Consider the following 20152-nt stretch of genomic DNA (forward strand, 5'->3'; position numbering starts at 1 on the left):
GATCTCGCACCAGATCGAGCAACTGACCGAGACGTCACAGGAGTCCGGCATCCAGAAGGTGGCGGTCGCCCAATCAGGCATCCTGTCGTCGGCGGCCAGCAACATCCTGTCGGCGGGAACAGGCCTCACCATCATCTTCGTGCTGTCGCTGTTCCTGCTCGCTTCGGGCACGATGTTCTACGAGAAGATTATCCAGTCCTTCGCCAGCCTCAGCGAAAAGAAACGCGCGCTGCGCGTCGTTTATGACGTGGAACGGGAAATCTCGCACTATCTGCTCACCGTCACCATCATCAATGCCGGTCTCGGCACGGTCACCGGCCTTGGCTTGTGGGCGCTCGGCATGCCCAACCCACTGGTCTGGGGCGTCGCCGCGGCCCTGTTCAACTTCCTGCCCTATGTCGGGGCGCTGATGACCATCGTGCTTGTCGCGGTCATGGCGCTGATCAGCTTCGACACCATCTCCTACGCGCTGCTGGCGCCGGCCTTCGTGCTGGTGTGCGACATCGTCGAAGGCCAGTTCGTGACACCGATGGTGGTCGGCCGGCGCMTCGAGATCAACGCCGTGGCGATCTTCATCGCCATCGCCTTCTGGTCGTGGCTCTGGGGCTTCGTCGGCGCCCTGATGGCGGTTCCGCTGCTGGTCGTCATCAAGGTGTTCTGCGATCATTTCGACGGGCTCAGCCCTGTCGGCAACTTCCTCGCCGCGCAGCACACGGCCGTCGTCGTCGAAGACGACATCGCCGACACGGAATCCGCATAGGGCTGATCAATATTTTTGAGTTTGCGGCGTTGCCGGGCGCTCCCTACATGCGGTCCTACACAGGATCCCGTTCATGACCGCTCTTTCCGTTCTCGACCTGTCGCCGATCATCGAAGGCAGCGATGCCTCCCAGTCGCTCGCCAACTCGCTCGATCTTGCCCGTCATGCCGAGCGGCTGGGTTACAAGCGTTACTGGCTGGCCGAGCATCACAACATGCCGGGCATCGCCAGTGCCGCCACCGCGGTCGTCATTGCCCATGTCGCCGGCGGCACCAGGACCATACGCGTCGGCGCCGGCGGCATCATGCTGCCCAACCATTCGCCGCTGGTGATTGCCGAACAGTTCGGCACGCTGGCCGCCTTGCATCCGGGCCGCATCGATCTCGGCCTCGGCCGCGCGCCCGGCACTGACATGGGCACCGCACGCGCCTTGCGGCGCAACCTCGAGGCCGGCGTCGACAATTTCCCGCAGGATGTCGTCGAGTTGATGGGCTATTTCCAGCCGGCCGCGGAAGGCCAGCGCATCCGCGCCGTGCCGGGCGAGGGCCAGAACGTGCCGATCTGGATCCTCGGTTCCAGCCTCTACGGCGCGCAACTTGCCGCCATGCTTGGCCTGCCCTATGCCTTTGCCTCGCATTTCGCGCCGGCGGAACTCGACCATGCCCTGGACGTCTACCGCTCGCGCTTCCAACCGTCGGAACAGCTCGACAAGCCGCATGTGATGCTCGGCCTCAACGTCTTTGCCGCGCCCACCGATGCGGAGGCGAGGCTGCTGTTTACCTCGCTGCAACAGGCTTTCGTCAATCTGCGCACTGGCCGGCCCGGGCGCCTGCCGCCGCCGGTCGAGGACTATGACCGCGATCTCGATCCGATGGCCAAGACCATGCTTGGCCAGGCGCTGTCCTGCGCTGTCGTCGGGTCACCGGAAACGGTCCGGCAAGGCATCGATGCGTTCGTGCGCCGCACCGGCGCCGACGAGTTGATGGTCACCGCGCAGATCTTCGACCACGCGGCCCGCGTGCGGTCGTTCGAGATCCTGGCCGAGGCCCACAAATCGCTGTCGCAGGCGGCCTGATATTCTTGGCTTGGAGGATACGGGGTGCTTCTGCTAAGGGCGGGGCACCTTCCGCAAGATCGAGCTCCCCCGTGAAAAATGACCATGACGCACGCATGCAGTTTGCCATCGAACTTGCGCGGCGTGCCGGCGAACTCGGCCTGAAATACTTCCGCGACCTCGACAGCCTGACTATCGAGAGCAAGGGCCATCAGGACCTGGTCTCTGAGGCAGACCGCGAGGTCGAACTGTTCATCCGCGCCGCCATTGCCACCGACAATCCGCAAGACGGCATCGTCGGCGAGGAGCATGCCTCGGTCACCGGCACGACTGGCTATGACTGGGTGATCGATCCCATCGACGGCACCGCCAATTTCGTGCGCGGCATCCCGGCCTGGTGCGTGGTGATCGCCTGCGCCCTGCATGGCGACACCGTGGTTGGCGTGATCCACGAACCGTCGACCGGCGAGACGTTTCACGGCCGGCTTGGCGGCGGCGCCTTCGTCAACGGCAGACCGATCAGGACCAGTGCGGTCACCAGACTGGAAGAAGGATCCGTCGGGACCGGATTTTCAAACCGCGCCGACGCCGAAAATGTCGCCGTGCTGATCCGCATACTGCTGGCCGAGGGCGGTGTTTTCTTCCGCAACGCATCCGGCGCCTTGATGCTCGCCTACGTCGCCGCCGGCCGCCTGCTCGGCTATGTCGAGGAGCACATGAACGCCTGGGATTGCCTGGCCGGCATGCTTCTGGTCGAAGAAGCCGGCGGCATGGTCGTGAAACCCGATCCGAAGACGGTGCTGCGGGACGGAACGCTGGTCATCACTGGCGGCAAGGGCGTTTTTCCCAAGCTGCGGGAGCTTTCTTCGGAGGCGTTCAAGCYCTGAACGCTACCTTGTGCGAAAGACGCTCGGGCCTGTCGAGGCTCAGGCCAGTTTCGCCAGCAGCTTCATGAATGTGGCGATCTCCTTGGCCGAGAGCGGCGCCAGTGTTTCCTGGGTGATGTCGCGGGCAAGCGGGATCAGGCGTTCGACCGCGTCGCGGCCTTCAGCGGTCAAATTGACCAGCAGCCGCCTTTTGTCGACCTCATGCTTGGAGAGCTCGACCAGGCCGCGCGCCTTTAGCCGGTCGATGACGCCCTTCACCGTCGCCGCGTCCATGGCAATCAGCGTGCCGAGCTGGTTCTGCGAGGTCTCGCCGACATCGCGCAGCTTGGCCAGTGCCGCGAATTGCGGCGGCGTCAGATCGGCGATGTGGGCAGCGAAGATCGAGACATGGCGCTGGTGCGCCTTGCGCAGGATGAAACCGACCTGCTCCTGCAAGCGATAGTCGTTTTCGTCGGGCTCTTCGGCCTCGACCAGCTTCAGCAGATTGTCCTCGGCGCTCACCGCAACCCGTCCCAGGCCTTGATATCCCCAGCCGCCAGGCCGCCCATGCGGTCATRGACGCGTGGGCCACAGGTCATGGCGAGGCAGAACAGGATCTCGTCGGGGCGCGGGCCGTCGCTGATGCCGACTTCCATGGCGTCGAAATGGCTGCGCACATAGGCGGCGTTGATGTGGCCAAGCGGCACGTCGAGCCTGGAGCCGAAGGCGCCGACCTTCTTCGCCGACGGCACGATCGCCTTGGCATCGCCGAGCCGCTCGCGCATGGCGTAGCCGCCGGGCACATGCCACAGCGCGCCGTGCTCCAGTTCGCCTGATGTGCCGACAATGGCGCCCTTGCCATAGCCGTCGATCTGCTTCACGTCGCCGCCGAGCGCCGCGATCAGCCGGTCGGCCAGCAGCAGGCCGAGCGGCTTCAGATCGTCCATGGCGCTCTGCAGTTCCTCGACATAGCGCCCGGCGAACGGGTTCTTGACCAGCGCCATGGCGGCGGCGCGCCGGCGCGGCACCTTGGCCACCGGCCCGCCCTCGTGAAAGATCTCTTCGGTCTGAACCGCGATCTTGCGGATCGGAAACTCAGGCATGGGCAACTTCCTTCCCTGGACTTTTGTCGGGCGCGGCAAGCGCCATGGAACCACTGATGCGGGTCTGGCCGGCAAGAAACAGCGCCGATGCGGCGATCAATCCCCTGCGGCGGAAATCTTCGGCGACGGCAAGTCCGCCGTCCAGCGCCGCGGCGATTTCCGCTGAGGAAAGCCGGCCGACCTCTTGCGTCACCAGCCGGTCGCCAAGGTCGCTGTCCGGCGCCAGGTCGCGCGCCGGCACGCGCCGGATGGCCGGATGGCCGGGCAGGTCGACGGCATTGGCAATCAGCGTCGCGGCGGCATCGGCCTCGGCCCCGGTCCGCGCCAGCACGGTGACGGCATCGGCGATGCCAAGCGAAAACGAGCGTCCACGCCAGCCGCTGGTGGCGACGCCGCGCACGCCATCGCCGGCATGGATGACAATGCGGTCGGCCAAACCGTGGCCGGTGCCGGCGATGGCGAGCGTCATCGACTGGCCGGCGCCGAGATGGATGGCGCTGTCACCGCCATTGTTGACATAGGCGCGGTCGAGCTTCCGGCCGGCAAGCATTGTCTCGAGCAATTCGTCGGCTACCGAACCGGCGACGGCGGCCATCGGTGTGATGAAATCTTTCGCCAAGGGCACGACAGCCGCTTCCATGCGCTGCGCTGTCGAACCGGCGAAAGCGCGCGGTCGGCTCGTGGCCGGCTGGCGCAATTCCGGCAATTCCTCGACCAGCTCCGGCAAGATTGTCTGGAAACGCGCCACCGCCTGCTCATAGGCTTGGCGGCATTCATGCGCCTCGCCAAAGGCCTCGACGATCAGGTCGATCGGCCCGTGGTTGAGATGCAGCCGCTTGCCGTCCTGCAGCCAATGCGCTTGCGGGCCGGACATCACCCGGCCCCGTTGGAGCGAACACGGTGCAATTGTGCAAGCGGCGGCCATGGATTGCCGGCCGCGGCACCCGAGCCGCGGCGCGGATTGAGGTACTCACCGCCTTTGGCGATGATATCCTCGACGCTGCGGATCTCGGCCTCGTAGCCGCCAAGCCTAACATAGTCGTCGCGGCGCAGGGTGAATTCGATCGGCGCCACCAGCGCCGGGGTCGGCACATAGCCGAAGGCGCCTTCAGGAACCCGCGTGACATCGACCATCAGCGTGATGCCGCCGCCCGGCCAGACATAGACCGGGGCGCCGCCGACCGTGACATAGGTGCTCAGGCCTTGCACGGAACGGGTGAGGTTTACCGGGTTTTCGGTGACGCCGGCGCGCAGCGAGCCACCGGCGCCGCCGATGAACAGCACGGTGCACAGCGCCGGCTCGCAATTGTCCTCGATCAGCCGGACCGACTTTTGCAGCCGTTCTGGGAAGGGTTTCTGTACTGGCTTCAAGTCGTCATCGAGTTCGTAATAGGCAAACTGCTCGCCAGTGGTCGAAACCATCAGCAGCGACAGGCCCGGCCGCGCGCCCTTCTTGGCGTTCCACTCGCCGAGGATCGACAGCGGGTCGGATATGCTGGTGCCGCCCCAGCCGAGGCCGGGATCGGACACCTTGAAATAGCGGCCAGGCGTCGAGCGGCGGCCGATGATTTTTATGCCCGTGTCCTGCCAGCCCAGCACCTTGCCGGCCTGATGCTCGGACACGACGCCGGTGATGTGGTCGTCGACCACCACCACCTCGTCGACCAGCCCGCGCCATTGCGTGGCGAACATGCCGATGGTGGCCGAGCCGCAGCCGACACGCATGCGGTGTTCGTGCTTGCCGTCGATAACCGGTGGTTTGCCGGCTTCGACGATGACGGTGGCGCCGCCGTCGATGCTGAGCTCCACCGGCTTGCGGTTGCACAGATTGAGCATCGCGTCGCAAGTGGCCCGGCCTTCCGACTTGGAGCCCCCGGTCAGGTGGTGCACGCCGCCCAGCGACAGCATCTGCGAGCCGTATTCGCCCGTCGTGACATGGCCGATCGCTTCGCCTTGCGATCGCACTGTAGCCGTCTCGGGCCCGATATGACGGTCGGTGTCGATCTTCACCTTGACGCCGCAGTAGGAGAAGATGCCCTCGGTAACGACGGTGACGAGATCGACGCCTTCGACTTGCTGGCTGACGATGAACGGAGCCGGCTTGTAATCGGGATAGGTGGTGCCCGCACCGATGGCGGTGACGAAGCGGCGGCCGGTGTTGACCAGTTCGCCGTCCCATGCGTCGCCCTCGGCGATGAACGGCACCATGGCCGCGCCGGCCTCGGCCGCGTGGTCGAGGATGGTCAGCGGATCCATGCGCACGATCCTGCCGCCGATATTGCCGTAGCGGTCGCAGGCGCCGGTACGGCCATCGGCGATGTAGCACATGACCGGACAGGCATCGCAGCGGATCTTCTCCGCCATCTGCTTTTCGCCGGGATCGTGGGTTTCGAAGCGTTCGGCAAGCTCGCTCATGGACGTGCCTCCTTTTCGCGAATGGCGGCGCGGATGCGCGTCGGCGTCGCCGGAACCTTGGTGACCAGAACGCCGGTGGCGTGGCGGATGGCGTTGAGGATCGCCGGCGCCGTCGGGATCAGCACATGCTCGCCCAGGCCCTTGGCGCCGAACGGTCCTTCGGGATCGGGGACCTCGATCAGGATGGTCTCGATCGGCGGCACGTCGCCAATGGTCGGAATGAGGTAGTCGTGCAGATTCTCGGTGCGGCCGGGGATATACTCTTCCATCAGCGCCATGCCGATGCCTTGCGCGATGCCGCCTTCGATCTGGCCCTCGACCAGCAGCGGGTTGATCGCCTTGCCGACATCGTGCGCCGCGGTGATCTTGATCAGCTTGACCGTGCCGAGCTTGAGATCGACTTCGAGTTCGGCGATCTGCGCACCGTAGCCATAGACCGCATAGGGCTTGCCCTGGCCCTGGGCGTCGAGCGGCAGTGTCGGCGGGTCGTAGCTTTCCTCGGCGCGGAAGACGAAGCCGTCGGCATCCATGTCGAGAACGGCAAGATCGATGTGGCGCGTGGCCTCGCCCTCGCGGATGATTATCGCCGGGCCGTCCAGTTGCAGGGATGCTTTCTCAGAGACGTTGGCAAAGCGCAGGATCTTTTCGCGCAAGGCACGGCCCGCCTTTTCGGCCGCCTTGCCAGTCACGAAAGTCTGGCGCGAGGCCGATGTCTTGCCGGCATCAGGGCTGATGGCGGTATCGGCGCTTTTAAGCCGGAATTTTTCCAGCGGCAGGCCAAGCGCGTCGGCGCAGATCTGGGGGATGACCGTGTTCGAGCCCTGGCCTATATCGACCGCGCCCTGATGCAGGATGATGTCGCCTGAAGCCGCGATGCCGACGCGGATGGTCGACGGGTTGGGCAGCGAGGTGTTGCCGCAGCCATACCAGCAGGAAGCCACACCAACGCCACGCTTTCTATCCTTGTTGGCATCGTTGAATGCCTCCGCATCGGTCTTCGCCCGCGTCCAATGCGGCCGTAGCGATTCCAGGCATTCGGCAATGCCGACGCCGGTATCCAGCCGCTGCCCGGTAACCGTTTCGGATCCGTTCCGAAGGCAGTTCTTCAGGCGAAACTCAAGCCGGTCGATGCCCAGTTTGTCAGCCAGCTCGTCATAGAGCGTTTCCTGCATGATCGTCGCTTGCGGCACGCCGAAGCCGCGGAAGGCGCCGGAGATCGGCCCATGGGTGTGGATGGCGCGGCCCTCGGCGCGATAGTTCGGTGTCCCATAGGGGCCTGAGGCGTGCACCGGCACGCGGTTGGCGACAGTCGGCCCCCAGCTGGCATAGGCGCCGGTGTTGAAGTCGCCGACAAAGATCATGCCGGTGACATGGCCTTCGGCATCGGCGCCGATGGTCGCCTTCATCTCGGCCGGATGGCGCTTGGTGGTCGACATCATGGATTCGTTGCGGGTATAGGCAAGCGCCGCCGGCCGGCCGGTCTTCAGCGCCACAAGGCCGATCAAAGGCTGCAGCGAAACGTCAAGCTTGGAGCCGAAGCCGCCACCGGTCGCGGTCGGCACGATGCGCACCTTGTCGACGGCAAGGCCGAGCACCTTCGCGGTCTCGTCGCGGTCCATATAGGGCGCCTGGGTGCAGGCGACGACGACCAGCGTGTCGCCATCCAGATATGCATAGCCGGCTTCCGGCTCGATATAGGCGTGCTCGACATAGGAGGTGTCGATGGCGCCGGACACGGTGATGGCAGCGCCGGCAAGCGCCGCCTCGGGATCGCCGCGCTCGACAAAGCCGGCGGTGAGCAGGTTCGCCGGGCGGTGGTCGTGGATCAGCCTGGCGCCGCTGGCCTGCGCCTCGCAAGGCTCCAGGAGATGCGGCAACTCGCTCCAGCGTATTGGGAAATCCGACAGGTCGAGATCGAGGATGGCCTCGCGCTCGCCGGCGACCAGCGCCACCGCTTCGCCGCGAAGGCGCGCGAAACCCTCGGCCAGCGCCGGCTGGTCGGCGAACGGGCCGATAACGCCGAAGCAGTTCTTGCCCGCAATGTCGGCGGCGGTGAAGACACCGGCGATGCCGGGATGCGCCTTCACCCAGCCGTCGAGGTCGCCGAAGGCAAAGCTGGCATGGTGATGCGGCGAGCGCACCACCAGCACGGCCAATGCATCGGCGGGGAAGGAATCGCCGCCGAATTTTTCACCGCCGGTGACCTTCGGCACGCCGTCGAGCCGGATGGGCGAAGAGCCCACAGCATGGCCCGAGATTGGCATTCTGCGATCAAGGCCGAGATCCAACGAACGGCGTTGGCGCTGCCCCTCACCCTCACCCTCTCCCCGTAAGGGACGGGGAGAGGGGGTCGCCAGCGTTGGAGCGCTTCCCTTCTCCCCGTCACTATACGGGGAGAAGGTGCCGGCAGGCGGATGAGGAGCGGCGCCGTCAGTTGATGGTTCGAACCGCCCTGCATCCATCACCGCCGCGATGATCTTGCGGTAGCCGGTGCAGCGGCAGAGGATGCCGCCCAGCGCGTCCTGGACCTCGATCTCGGTCGGGTTGGGCTTCTTGTCCAGCAATGCCGTGGCCGCGACAAGCAGGGCCGGCGTGCAGATGCCGCACTGCGCCGCGCCATGGTCGAGGAACGAGGCCTGCAGCGCCGACAGCCGGCCATTGGCGAGCCCTTCGACGGTTGTCACAGCCGTTCCCGCCGCGGAAGCCGTCGACATCAGGCAGGCGCAAACCGGATCACCGTCGACCAGCACCGTGCAGGCGCCGCAGTCGCCGGCGTCGCAGCCGACCTTGGTGCCGGTCAAAAGCAGTTCGTCGCGCAGCACCGAGGACAGCCGACGCAGCGGCGGCACGTTGACCGAGACGGCTGCGCCATTCACCTCGAAGGCGATGTCGGCTCGCTCAGGGCCGAGGCGAGGCTGAACGCCGCCGAGATCTGGCAGGGCTTCGCGCATTTCAGGCGAGACCTGGCTCATGCCGCCACCACCTCCGGGTCGTTCATCAGCCCACAGGCCATGAGCACGGCGCGGGCAGCGATCTCGCGCACCGCATCAAGCCGGTATTCGGCGCTGCCGCGCACATCGGCGATAGGCGACAGCTCAGCCATCGGCGCGGCCAGGACCGCATCGGCGAGCGCCTGGCCGGCGGGCAGGCCGCGCAAGGCGGCTTCGACGCCGGATAGGCGCTTGGCCACCACCGAGCAGGAGCCGGCGGCAACCGCCGCTTCCACGACAATGCCGTTGTCAACCACCAGACGCGCCGCCACCATGGCGATCGAAATGACGAGATAGCGCCTTGCGCCGAGCTTGACGAAAGCCGACGTGCCGGCAGCAGGTTTCGGCACGCGGATGGCCGTGACCAACTCGCCGGGCTGCAAGGCCGTGCGACGATTGCCGAGAATGAAGTCCTGCAGCGGCACACAACGTGTCGTTGTCGCCGACCGCAGTTCGACTTCGGCATCGAGGACGAGCAGCGCCGGCACGCCATCGGCGGCCGGCGAGGCGTTGCACAGATTGCCGGCGACCGAGGCGACGTTCTGGATCTGCGCCGAGCCGACCTCGCGCCCGGCCTGTTTCAGCGCATCGAAGGCCGGCGGCAAGGGGTGGCGGATGATGTCGGTCCAGGTCGTGCGCGCACCGATGACGAAGTGGTCATCCGTCTCGGCAATGCCGCGCAGTGCCGTCAGGCCATTGATGTCGAGAACATTGTCGCGAAAGGGCTTGCTGCCTTGTGCTGGATAGAAATCGGTGCCGCCGGCAAGGATCCGCCAGGCGCTCTCGCCAAGCAAAGCGAGCGCTTCGTCGACCGAGGTGGGTTTGGCGTAACGGATCACGCTTTGCCTTCCAGAAAAGAGGCCTTCCAGTAACCGGTATTTTCGAAAGACCATGCCGGCATCGATGCCGGACGAAATTCATTCGTATGCAAATGATATCAAGACCGTAGGAATTGTCAAAGCGAGAGTTTGTAGCAGCTCGTCCGGCACGCATTTGTTATGCCTTGAGAGGTTGACGCCGCCTGCCATCTGGTCGAGTTTCTGCCTCCGGTCGCGTCAGCGGCATTTTCCACTGGAGCCTGCATACAGAAGAGGAAAGCCCCATGGCCGACGAAGCGCTTGTTGTCATCGACCTGCAGAACGATTTTTGTCCGGGCGGCGCGTTGGCTGTTGCTGGCGGCGACGAGATCGTGCCGCTGGTCAATGACCTGATCCGGCACGCCGATCACGTCGTGCTGACGCAGGACTGGCATCCCGCCGGCCATTCGAGTTTCGCCTCAAGCCATCCGGGTTCGCAGCCCTTCACGATGATCGACATGCCCTACGGCCCGCAGACTTTGTGGCCGGATCACTGCATCCAGGGCAGCCTGGGCTCGGATTTCCACTCCGGCCTCGCCTGGACCAAGGCGGAGCTCGTCGTCCGCAAGGGGTTTCGGCCTGCCATCGACAGCTACTCGGCCTTCTTCGAGAACGACCGGACGACGCCGACCGGCCTTGCCGGCTATCTCAGGGAGCGAGGGATCGACACACTGATCCTGGTCGGGCTGGCGACAGATTTCTGCGTTGCCTTTTCGGCGCTGGACGCCATCAGCCAAGGTTTCAAAACCACCGTCCGGCTCGATGCCTGTCGTGGCATCGATCTCAACGGTTCGCTCGAGACAATGTTGCACCGCATGCGCGATGCCGGCGTGACGCTTGAAGACCACGTCTTGGATTGAACTGAACGTGGGGCGCAAGAGGGGCTTTTTGCGGATTGCGACAGGAGCGGGCCCTGTGATCGCTCTCGCAATGCTGTTTCCAGGCCAGGCCTTGGCAGCGGAGGAACACGCGCTGCCCGGCGCCGCGATGTCGCTGTGGTGGGCGCTGCCCTTTGTCGGCCTGCTTTTGTCGATCGCCACCGGGCCTTTGCTCTTCCATCACATATGGGAGCATCACTATGGCAAGATCACCGCGCTGTGGGCGGCGCTGGTGATCGTGCCCCTGGCTTTGGCCTTCGGAATTCCCAGTGCGACCGAGGCGGTGCTGCATGCGCTGCTTGCGGAATACATGTCCTTCATCATCCTTTTGTTCGCGCTCTACACGATTTCGGGCGGCATCCTGCTTGCCGGCAACATTCACGGGACGCCGCTGGTCAATGCCGGGCTGCTGCTGGCTGGCGCGATCCTGGCCTCGGTGATCGGCACGACCGGCGCCTCGATGGTCCTGATCCGCCCGATCCTGCGCGCCAATGACGCCAGGCCGTTCAACGCCCATGTCGTCATCTTCTTCATCTTCCTTGTTGCCAACATCGGCGGCTCGCTGACGCCGCTCGGCGACCCGCCGCTGTTCGTCGGGTTCCTGCGCGGCGTCGACTTTTTCTGGGTCACCGCCAATCTCTGGCGCGAGACGCTGTTCGTCGGCGGCGTCGTGCTGGCCGTCTTCCTGGGCATCGACATCATCCTGCACCGGCGCGAGAGCGGTGCACCGAAGACCAGGGATCCGACGCCGGATACGAAGGTACGCCTGCGCGGCCTGGCCAACCTTCCGCTGCTGGCAGGTGTGATCGGTGCGATCCTGCTGTCGGCGGCCTGGAAGCCGGGCGTGAGCTTTTCCGTGTTGGGCGTGAGCCTCGAGCTGCAGAATCTGGTACGCGACGCCATCAACCTGGCGCTGGCCTTGCTGTCGCTTCCCCTCTCGTACAAGAGCCACCGCGAAGCGAACGGCTTCAACTGGGGGCCGATAGCAGAGGTGGCGAAATTGTTTGCCGGCATCTTCATCTGCATCGTGCCGGTCATCGCCATCCTCAGGGCAAGCCATGACGGCGCTCTGGCGCCGCTGGTGGCGCTTGTCAGTTCGCCCTCCGGCCAGCCCAACGATCTCGCCTATTTCTGGCTGACCGGGGCGCTGTCGTCGTTCCTCGACAATGCGCCGACCTATCTGGTGTTCTTCGAACTCGCCGGCGGCGACCCTCGGCATCTGATGACGGAGTTTGCCTCGACCTTGGCGGCAATCTCGGCGGGTGCCGTGTTCATGGGCGCCAACACCTATATCGGCAATGCGCCCAACTTCATGGTCTATGCCATCGCCAGGCATCGCGGCGTGAAGATGCCGGGCTTCTTCGGCTACATGCTGTGGTCCGGCCTGGTGCTGATCCCGACCTTTTTGATCGCGGGTTTTGTGTTCTTCCGTTGAGCCTAGACTCGATTCGGCGCCCTTGGCGTCGAAGCCGGAACCTCCGGCAGCCGCTGGCATAGAGTAGCCCGATGACGATGGCACATGCGTATGCGGAGCCCGCAATTTCTGCTATTGTAGAGGAGGTGCAGGGTTGGGTCGGGGGCGACAATGACCATTGAGAAGCTGCCCTATCTGTCAGCCGAATTCCTGGATGGCCTGGCGATTTCGACATCCGACGTGATCGACGAAATCGAGCGGCAGATCATCGGTCAGAGGCGAGGCGAAGTATGGTGTGCGCCCAAGGCGGTGGTGCTGCCAGGCGACGACCGCTACATCATGGCGACTCTCGCCGTCGCGACCGAGCCCCGGGTGCTGGCCACCAAGTCGCTGGTGGTCAATCCCCGTAACCACGAGCGGGGACTTGCAACCCTTAACTCGCTGGTCACCCTTCTCGACGCTGAAACGGGGCTGCYGCTTGCTGTGGTCGACGGCAATTGGGTCACTTCGAAGCGGACGGCCGGTCTAAGCTGTGTGGCGGCCAAGCGTCTGGCCCGAGCGGGCTCGGCGTGCGTCGCGTTTATCGGGTGCGGTGTTCAGGCGCGCGCTCATCTAGAGGCTCTGGCCGATCTTTTTCCGTTGCAGGAGATTCGCGCCTTTAGTCGAGGCAAAGGCAGTCGTGACGCACTGTGCCAGGTAGCTGAGACGCGCGGTCTAACCGCGGTACGGAGTGATACTGCCAAAGCGGCGGTCGAATCTGCTGATATCGTGGTGACAACAGTCACTTTGGTGCCCGAGCCCGTTCCATTTCTGGATGCGCGTTGGCTGAAGGCTGGAGTGTTCGCGACCATGACCGATCTGGCTCTGCCTTGGCTTGCTGAAACCATGGTTGCGTTCGATCGCATCGCCATAGACGATCTGGTGCAAGAGGCGCAGATGAGCAAACCGATGGTCAGGCCCGAACTCGTTGCCGGTGACTTGACGGGTTTGGTGAGCGGCGACGTGCCAGGTCGTCAAAGCGCGAGTGAGCGAACAGCTTTCGCGTTCCGCGGCATGGCGGTCGGCGATCTCGCAATAGCCGGCCTGGCATTTGTGCGCGCGAAAGCGATCGGCGCGCTGGAAGCTTAGAGCAATTCCAGGAAAAGTGTGAAACGGTTTTCCCGGGAAAAGCGCGTAGCGCTTTCCCTTAGGGAATTGCGCCAAAACAAACAGATAGAGCGGTTCGGCGTTTCCGGTGAAACGGTGAACTGCTCTAGCGCTCGACCGTTACATGCCTTACCCGACACCCACATAGCGACGCACTGCCGACGGGTCGGCGCGCAGCTCCTCGACATCGACCGTCTCGCGGTTGCGGCCGTTCTCGATGAAGCAAACACGGTCGGCAACCGACAACACCGCATCGACCCGCTGTTCGACGAGGATCGTGGACACTCCCATGTCGCGCAGGGTCGACACCGTCTCGCGGATCCTGGCGATCATCGACGGCATCAGCCCTTCGGTCGGCTCGTCGAGCAGCAGCACCTGCGGTTCCAGGCAAAGCGCGCGCGCCATGGCCAGCATCTGCTGCTCGCCGCCGGACAAGGTGCCCGAGCGTTGCCGCAGCCGCTGGCGCAGCAGCGGGAAGAGGTCGAGCACGGTTTCGCGCGTCGCCTTGCCCTTGCTGCGCGCCATCAGCCCGATCTCGATGTTTTCAGCGACCGTCATTTCGGCGAACAGCCGCCTTCCCTGCGGCACATAGGCGACGCCGGCCTTCGGCACCTCATGCGCCGGCAGACCGGTCAATTCCTGGCCACCGAGGTTTATCGAGCCGGCTCGTGAGGGGACCAGTCCCATGATGGCCTTCAGCGTCGTCGTTTTGCCGGCGCCGTTGCGGCCGAACAGGCAGAGCACCTCGCCCTTGTTCAGCACGAGATCGAGGCCGTAGAGCACCTGAACCTCGCCATAGAAGCAGTCCAGCCCCGAGATCGCCAGCGCCTCGGACTTTGTTCGCGCCTTGGTCGTTTCGGTCATGGGGCGGTCCCCAGATAGGCTTGCTGAACAGCCGCGTTCTCGCGGATCGCCTCGGGCGTGCCTTCGGCGAGGATCTTGCCAGCGTTGAAGACGGTGATACGGTCGGCCAATTGCATCACGACGGGCATGTTGTGTTCGATCAGGAGCACGGTGGCACTCGCAGCGATCTCGCGCACCAGGGTGATGAAATTGTCGATCTCGCTGTCGGCCAGGCCTTGCGTCGGCTCGTCGAGGATCAACAGGCGCGGCTTCAGCGCCAGGCCCATCGCCACTTCCAGCAGGCGCTGGTGGCCATAGGACAATTGTCCGGCCGGCATGTGGGCGCGGTCGGCCAGGCCGGTCCGTTCGAGCGCCGCCATGACGCCGGCCCGCACCGCGCCCTTCGAGCGGCCATCGCTCAGCGTGCGCTGCACCGGCAATGCGACATTGTCGTAGGCAGTGAGGTTGGCGAAGACGCTGGTGATCTGGAACGTGTAGGCGATGCCCTGGCGGACCCGGACATAGGCAGGTAGGCCGGTGATGTCGGCGCCATCGAAGATGATCATGCCCGACGACGGCTGGATGCGGCCGCTGACCAGGCTGACGAAGGTGGTCTTCCCCGCCCCGTTCGGGCCGATGACGGCGCGGATCTCGCCGGGCATCAAGGTGAAATCGACACTATCGACGGCGCGCAGGCCACCGAAGTTGCGCGACAGGCCCTTGGTGGTCAAAAGCGGCGTCACGGCAGCCACCCGAGCCAGCGCTGCCGCATGCTGCCGAGAATGCCCTTGGGGAAAAACAGCACCAGCAGGATGAGGGCGACGCCGACGATCAGCAGATAGGCCGAGGTGTAGCCGCTCGTGATGTCGATGACGTAGTACATGAACAGCGTGCCGATCAGCGGCCCAAGCGTCGTGGCGGCGCCGCCGAGCAGCACCCACAGCAGCGGCAGGATGGAATACTGCACCGAAGCGAAGCTCGAGCCGACATAGCCGAACAGCAGCGCATAGGCAGCACCCGAGGCAGCGCAGAAGATGCCGGAGATGACGACGGCGGCGAGCTTGTTGGAGAAGGTGTCGTAGCCCAGCATCTTCGTCCGCTCCTCGTTCTCGCGGATGGCGACGAGCACGCGGCCATATCTGGAGCGGACGATGGCAAGCGTGATCAGCAGCACCAGCGAGAACAAGCCGAGCGCGCTCATGTAGCGCACGGTCGGGTTGGTGAGATCGAGCGATGTCGCGCCGAAAGCAAGCACCCGCGCCGACTGCGGCACGACCATGCCCTGGTCGCCGCCGGTCCATGACGAGAAGTAGAGGATGATGAGATAGAACACCTGCGCGAACATCATGGTGACGATCATGAAGGCGACGCCTGACGTGCGCAGCGCCAGCAGCCCGATCACCAGGGAAAGAACGAGACCGCAGCCGAGGCCCGCGGCGAATGCCGCCGGCACGTTCCAGCCAAGCTGGATGACGGCAAGGCCGGCACCGTAGAGCCCGGCGGAAAAGAACATGGCGTGGCCGAGGCTGAGCAGGCCGACATAGCCGAACAGCATGTTGTAGCCCATAGCAAAGACCGCCAGGACCATGATGCGGGCGAGCAGGCCGTGATAGTACTCCGGCAAAAGGAAGCTCAGCACGAAAAGCAGCGCGATAACGCCGAGATGCAGGCCGTAGGCCTTTGCCGGCGAAGCTTCGCTCATCGCGACGCCGTCCCGAACAGGCCTTGCGGCCGGAACACCAGCACCATGGCGACCAGCAGCGTGGCGATGATCTTGGCCAGCGTCGGCGAGAAGAAGACCGAGATGATGCCGTCGGACAGGCCGATCAGCACGGCGGCGACGACCGTGCCGCGCAGCGAGCCGAGACCGCCGATGATGACGACGATGAACGACAGCAGCAGCGGATCCTGGCCCATCAGGTAATGCGCCTGGCTGATCGGCACGATCAGCACCGCGGCGATGGCCGCCAGCATGGCGCCAAGCGCGAAGACGCCGCCATAGACGCGGCCGACCGGGATGCCGAAGGCTTGCGCCGTCTCGCTGTCGTACTGCGTGGCGCGCATGACCAGGCCGATCTTCGTGCGCGTCAGCACCAGCCATGTCGCCACCAGCAGAAGCGCGGAGGCGGCGATGACAGACAGTTTGTAGCCGGAATAGCCGAACCACGGCAAAAGGATGCGATAGCTGAACGGCGGCTCCACCGGCCGCGCCTCCGGGCCGTAGAAGGTCAGCGCCAGCTGCTGGATGATGTAGAGCATGCCGATGGTGGCGACGATGGTGGCTTCCGGATTGTAGTTGAGCCGGCGCAGCACCAGCCGTTCGGCAACCAGCGCGATGGCGCCGACGATCAGCGGCGCGATCACCAGCGCCGCCAGGAAGCCGAGCGCCGGGTGACCGCCGATCGCCGTGGTGATCGCCCAGGCAAGCACGGCGCCGAGCATGAAGAATTCGCCATGGGCGACGTTGACGACGCGCATGACGCCGAACACCAGCGACAGCCCAAGCGCCGTCAGCGCCAGCACGGCGGAGGTGACGAGGCCTTCGAGGGCGGCGAGGAGGAGGTGGGGACCGAAGTGCATCGGTTACACTTCGGCAGGCGCCAAGTGCACCCCCCTCTGGCCTGCCGGCCATCTCCCCCTCAAGGGGGGAGATTGGCTGTAATGATTGCTTTCACCAACCGTCAAAGCCGGTAAGCGGCCGCCTTCGTACGAACTGCCAATCTCCCCCCGTGAGGGGGAGATGTCCGGCAGGACAGAGGGGGGTGGCTTGGCGCTCACGCTTGCTGGAGCAGCTAAGACTACAGCGCCTGCGTCGTGTAATCCCCCTCGGCCTCGTAAAGCCCGTCCTCGATCTTGGTCTTGTGGACGACCTTCAGCTTGCCGCCTTCGACCTTGGATATGTTTTGGATACCGAAGCACTGGTGGATCTTGCCGTTGAAGGTTTTTGGCCCCTGCGGATGCTCGGGTCCTTCGGCGAAGGCGGTCAGCGCCTCGGTCGCCTCGACCAGCTTGGCGCGGTCTTCCGGCCCCTTGTAGCCGGCGTCTTCCATCGCCTTCTTGACGACATAGAGCGTTTCCCAGCAGCCGAACATGTGCGACGCGGTGGAGACGTCCTTTGGATCGCCGACGGCGGCGCCATTGTCGTCGATGCCGACGGCGGCGCGATAGGCTTTTTGCGCGGCGCTGTCGTCGGCCTGAGCATAGCGCGGCGAACCCTCCCAGAAATGGCTGCCGTCCAAAAATTCGAGACCGGGGCTGTTGATGTCGGTGGCCTCCAGCGAATCCATGAAGCCGAACAGCTGCGGCCGGTTGGAGCCGTAGAACTCGCCAAGTTCCTTGACGAAGGTGAGCACGGCCGGGCCGACCATGACGTGGTAGATCACCTCGGTCTCGGCCGGGATCTGCGGGAAGTATTTGGTGAAGGACGATTCCGTCGGCGGGATGGCGATCTGCGCGATGACGTCGGCGCCTTGCGCCTTCAGCGCCGGTGGCAGGTAGTCGCGGTGGTCGTAGCCGAAGGCGAAATCCGGGAAGATCTGCGTCACCTTCTTGCCGGCATTGGCCGCAATCCACGGCGCCATCGACTGGATCTGGCTCTTCACGTCGGTGATACCGGGCTGGAAGACATAGCGGTTGAGCTTGGTCGAAGCGACATGATGGCCTTCGCTGACGACGAAATAGGGGATCTTGGCCTCGCCGGCGGCGGGCGCCGAGCCGATGACGACATGCGAGAACAATGTGCCGAAGACGATGTCGGTCTTGTGCTGGGTGGCGAACTTGCCGACCACTTCGGCGCCACGGCCCGGATCGGTGCCGTCATCCTCGATGATCACCTCGACCTGACGGCCGTTGATGCCGCCGGCCGCGTTGATCGCCTTGATGGCGGCAGCGGTGGTCTTCTCGTACCAGCGGCCATAGGCGGCGCCGATGCCGGTGCGGTGCGACTGGAAGCCGATCTTGATCGGCGCCGAGCTCTGTGCCTGGGAATAGCGGACGAAGCCTGGCGCGGTGACCAGACCGGCGGTGGCGGCCAGCCCCTTCAGCGCCGTGCGGCGGGTGAGACCGGTTTTCGAGAGGTCGAAGGTCTTGCTCTTGTCCATGATGCCGTTCCCCTTGTTCAGCGTTTAGGAGCGCAAAGTCCGCTCATTTCCGGAAGTCGAAAAATTGCATGTGTACAAACTAAATCACCAAAGTCCGGACACGGCAATGCCGGTTCCCTGGGGGAAGCCCGGTTTATTTTCCAACGCGAACGGCTCAGCCAACCGTCGGCGTGGCAAGCAGCCAGAGGCCGAAGACCGTATAGGCGATCATCAGCACGGTGAGCGGGAACTGGCTGAGGGTAGCGCGGGAGGGCTGCGGGTGCAGGCGCCAGGCGAAGCCGTGGGCGACGAGGACGGCGAGCACATGGCCTGATATGATGGCGCCGGCCTGGACATTCCACAGCCACCAGGCGGAATCCGCACCGGCAACGATGCCCGCCTCGATCTGCATGTCGGCGGTGCCGAACAGGTTCCAGCCCAGCGCGAACGGGTCGGACAGTGCCGCAAGCGCATACTGGCCGTCGACGAGCAGCGACGTCAGATAATGCACGGCATGATAGGCAAGCGCGATCGGTACGATCGACCACACCAGCAGCCCGGCTGCCTGGCCGAAAGGGCGATCGCTTCGCGCAAGACGCTGACCGAGCCAGACGGCGAGCATGAACACGCCTGCAAGCAACGTGAACGTCAGAACGAGCCCAAGGCTGCCGCTGCCGATCACCGCCGTGCGGCCGGGAAATTCGAGCGGATTGATGCCGAACAGACCGAGCCAGAAGAAGGTTTTCGACAGGCCGTCGAAGGACACCGACGACAGGGCAAGAAGCAGGAAGGCAATGCCGCTGGCCGGTAACGGCTCGGCGGCGAGCAGCTTGGCACCCGGCCAGCACAGGCCAAGCCCGCCGGTTTTGTTGCGCTCGACGACCGCGAAACGCGCCACCATCGAGAAGAAGACCGACAGGAATTCGCCGTTGCGGCTCCAGTTTCGACAGCCGAACGCCAGCATGGCAAGGAGGGTGAGCAGCCAGTAGAGGCCGGCAGCATATGCCAGGCGCGCCGGATCGTCGGGCGCCGGATCGACGAGTTCGAACCAGGCAAAGGCGAAAAACAACAGGACGGCCGGCCAGCAGCCGAGCCATCGGGGAAGTCGCCAGCTCCCTTCATCCCCGGCGCCGAGCAGACGTGAGGCAAGGCGCCACGGCCCATACCATGGGTTGAGCCATGACCAGAGATCGCCGAGGACACCTTGCAGCAGCGTGACGCCAGCCCACAGCAGGGTCCAGATCACCAGCGGCAAAGGGTTTGAAAGCGGGTCGCGGCTGCCGAAAAAGCCGGCGGCGATGAGGATTGCAAAGCCGGCAAAGGAGACCAGGCTGACTGCGGCGCGCGCGCTGTCGCCAAATCCGAACAGCGGCATGCGCCGGCGCCAGAAACGATCAAGCCAATCCCCCGGCAGCAGCGCCAGCACGAGGAAACTGACGGCCACGGCGAAAGCCCCGCCTGCCAGATAGTAGCCGGTCGGTAAGAGCAGGACATGGCCACGGTCGGAAGCGTGGGCCAAGGCGGGCGTGGGGAGGACAAAGATCAGGGCTCCGACAAAGGCAATCGTCGAGCAGGGATACACTCCACTGCCGCGATCCTTCGCACCCCCCTCTGTCCTGCCGGACATCTCCCCCGCAAGGGGGGAGATCAGCAGTTCATCTGCCGGCCACCTTTCTTGCAATGTTGAAAATTGGCGAAACCAGAGGTGGCGGCCGATCTCCCCCCTTGCGGGGGAGATGTCCGGCAG

18 protein-coding genes are annotated in these 20152 nt (G+C 64.7%); 6 read left to right on the top strand and 12 right to left on the bottom strand.

What is annotated here, in order from left to right:
* The 3 genes from ACXJ7R_RS06915 to ACXJ7R_RS06925 all read left to right on the top strand — a co-directional run.
* A partial coding sequence (locus ACXJ7R_RS06915) for an AI-2E family transporter (protein WP_457151166.1) occupies positions 1-760 on the top strand: 760 nt, incomplete at its 5' end.
* A 73-nt stretch (positions 761-833) separates the two neighbouring features.
* Complete coding sequence (locus ACXJ7R_RS06920) at positions 834-1835, top strand: LLM class flavin-dependent oxidoreductase (RefSeq protein ID WP_457151167.1); 1002 nt, start codon at positions 834-836, stop codon at positions 1833-1835.
* A 71-nt stretch (positions 1836-1906) separates the two neighbouring features.
* Complete coding sequence (locus ACXJ7R_RS06925; protein ID WP_457151168.1) at positions 1907-2701, top strand: inositol monophosphatase family protein; 795 nt, start codon at positions 1907-1909, stop codon at positions 2699-2701.
* A 39-nt stretch (positions 2702-2740) separates the two neighbouring features.
* Here the strand turns inward: ACXJ7R_RS06925 and ACXJ7R_RS06930 are convergent, their stop codons facing one another.
* Genes ACXJ7R_RS06930 through ACXJ7R_RS06955 form a run of 6 tightly spaced genes read right to left on the bottom strand, consistent with a single transcriptional unit; the run spans position 2741 to position 10027 of the window.
* On the bottom strand, positions 2741-3202 hold the full coding sequence (locus tag ACXJ7R_RS06930; RefSeq protein WP_457151169.1) for a MarR family winged helix-turn-helix transcriptional regulator: 462 nt from the start codon (positions 3200-3202) through the stop codon (positions 2741-2743).
* Positions 3199-3783, bottom strand: a complete 585-nt coding sequence (locus ACXJ7R_RS06935; RefSeq protein ID WP_457151170.1) for an amino acid synthesis family protein — start codon at positions 3781-3783, stop codon at positions 3199-3201. Before ACXJ7R_RS06935 ends, ACXJ7R_RS06930 begins: the two co-directional genes overlap by 4 nt.
* Positions 3776-4657, bottom strand: coding sequence for a UPF0280 family protein (locus tag ACXJ7R_RS06940; protein WP_457151171.1), 882 nt, complete (start codon positions 4655-4657; stop codon positions 3776-3778). The genes ACXJ7R_RS06935 and ACXJ7R_RS06940 overlap by 8 nt, the downstream gene beginning before the upstream one ends.
* Positions 4657-6198 (bottom strand): 6-hydroxynicotinate reductase, encoded by a 1542-nt coding sequence (locus ACXJ7R_RS06945; RefSeq protein ID WP_457151172.1) that lies wholly within the window; start codon positions 6196-6198, stop codon positions 4657-4659. Before ACXJ7R_RS06945 ends, ACXJ7R_RS06940 begins: the two co-directional genes overlap by 1 nt.
* Positions 6195-9149, bottom strand: coding sequence for a molybdopterin-dependent oxidoreductase (locus ACXJ7R_RS06950; RefSeq protein WP_457151182.1), 2955 nt, complete (start codon positions 9147-9149; stop codon positions 6195-6197). Before ACXJ7R_RS06950 ends, ACXJ7R_RS06945 begins: the two co-directional genes overlap by 4 nt.
* A 17-nt stretch (positions 9150-9166) precedes the next feature.
* On the bottom strand, positions 9167-10027 hold the full coding sequence (locus tag ACXJ7R_RS06955; protein WP_457151173.1) for an FAD binding domain-containing protein: 861 nt from the start codon (positions 10025-10027) through the stop codon (positions 9167-9169).
* 263 nt (positions 10028-10290) lie between these two features.
* On the opposite strand from ACXJ7R_RS06955, the gene pncA reads away from it, so the two are divergent.
* From pncA to ACXJ7R_RS06970, 3 genes are all read left to right on the top strand, one after another.
* A complete protein-coding gene (gene pncA / locus ACXJ7R_RS06960) occupies positions 10291-10905 on the top strand; it encodes a bifunctional nicotinamidase/pyrazinamidase (protein ID WP_457151174.1) in 615 nt (204 codons plus the stop codon).
* 70 nt (positions 10906-10975) lie between these two features.
* Complete coding sequence (locus ACXJ7R_RS06965; protein ID WP_457151183.1) at positions 10976-12358, top strand: sodium:proton antiporter; 1383 nt, start codon at positions 10976-10978, stop codon at positions 12356-12358.
* Between the two features lie 150 nt (positions 12359-12508).
* Positions 12509-13465 carry an ornithine cyclodeaminase family protein gene (locus ACXJ7R_RS06970; protein WP_457151175.1) on the top strand — a complete coding sequence of 319 codons (957 nt, stop codon included), beginning with the start codon at positions 12509-12511 and terminating at the stop codon, positions 13463-13465.
* Positions 13466-13612: 147 nt separating this feature from the next.
* On the opposite strand, the gene ACXJ7R_RS06975 is transcribed toward ACXJ7R_RS06970, so the two are convergent.
* The 6 genes from ACXJ7R_RS06975 to ACXJ7R_RS07000 form a co-directional block, all read right to left on the bottom strand.
* Positions 13613-14347 (bottom strand): ABC transporter ATP-binding protein, encoded by a 735-nt coding sequence (locus ACXJ7R_RS06975; protein WP_457151176.1) that lies wholly within the window; start codon positions 14345-14347, stop codon positions 13613-13615.
* Entirely contained in the window at positions 14344-15069 is a 726-nt protein-coding gene (locus ACXJ7R_RS06980; RefSeq protein WP_457151177.1) for an ABC transporter ATP-binding protein, read from the bottom strand. The genes ACXJ7R_RS06975 and ACXJ7R_RS06980 overlap by 4 nt, the downstream gene beginning before the upstream one ends.
* Positions 15066-16028: a branched-chain amino acid ABC transporter permease gene (locus ACXJ7R_RS06985; RefSeq protein WP_457151178.1), complete on the bottom strand. Its 963-nt coding sequence runs from the start codon at positions 16026-16028 to the stop codon at positions 15066-15068. Before ACXJ7R_RS06985 ends, ACXJ7R_RS06980 begins: the two co-directional genes overlap by 4 nt.
* A complete protein-coding gene (locus ACXJ7R_RS06990) occupies positions 16025-16906 on the bottom strand; it encodes a branched-chain amino acid ABC transporter permease (protein WP_457151179.1) in 882 nt (293 codons plus the stop codon). The genes ACXJ7R_RS06985 and ACXJ7R_RS06990 overlap by 4 nt, the downstream gene beginning before the upstream one ends.
* Positions 16907-17124: 218 nt before the next feature.
* Entirely contained in the window at positions 17125-18426 is a 1302-nt protein-coding gene (locus ACXJ7R_RS06995) for an ABC transporter substrate-binding protein (protein WP_457151180.1), read from the bottom strand.
* Between the two features lie 154 nt (positions 18427-18580).
* Positions 18581-20032, bottom strand: a complete 1452-nt coding sequence (locus ACXJ7R_RS07000; RefSeq protein ID WP_457151181.1) for a hypothetical protein — start codon at positions 20030-20032, stop codon at positions 18581-18583.
* Positions 20033-20152: the final 120 nt, after the last annotated feature.

This window comes from Mesorhizobium sp. P5_C1, assembly GCF_054049815.1.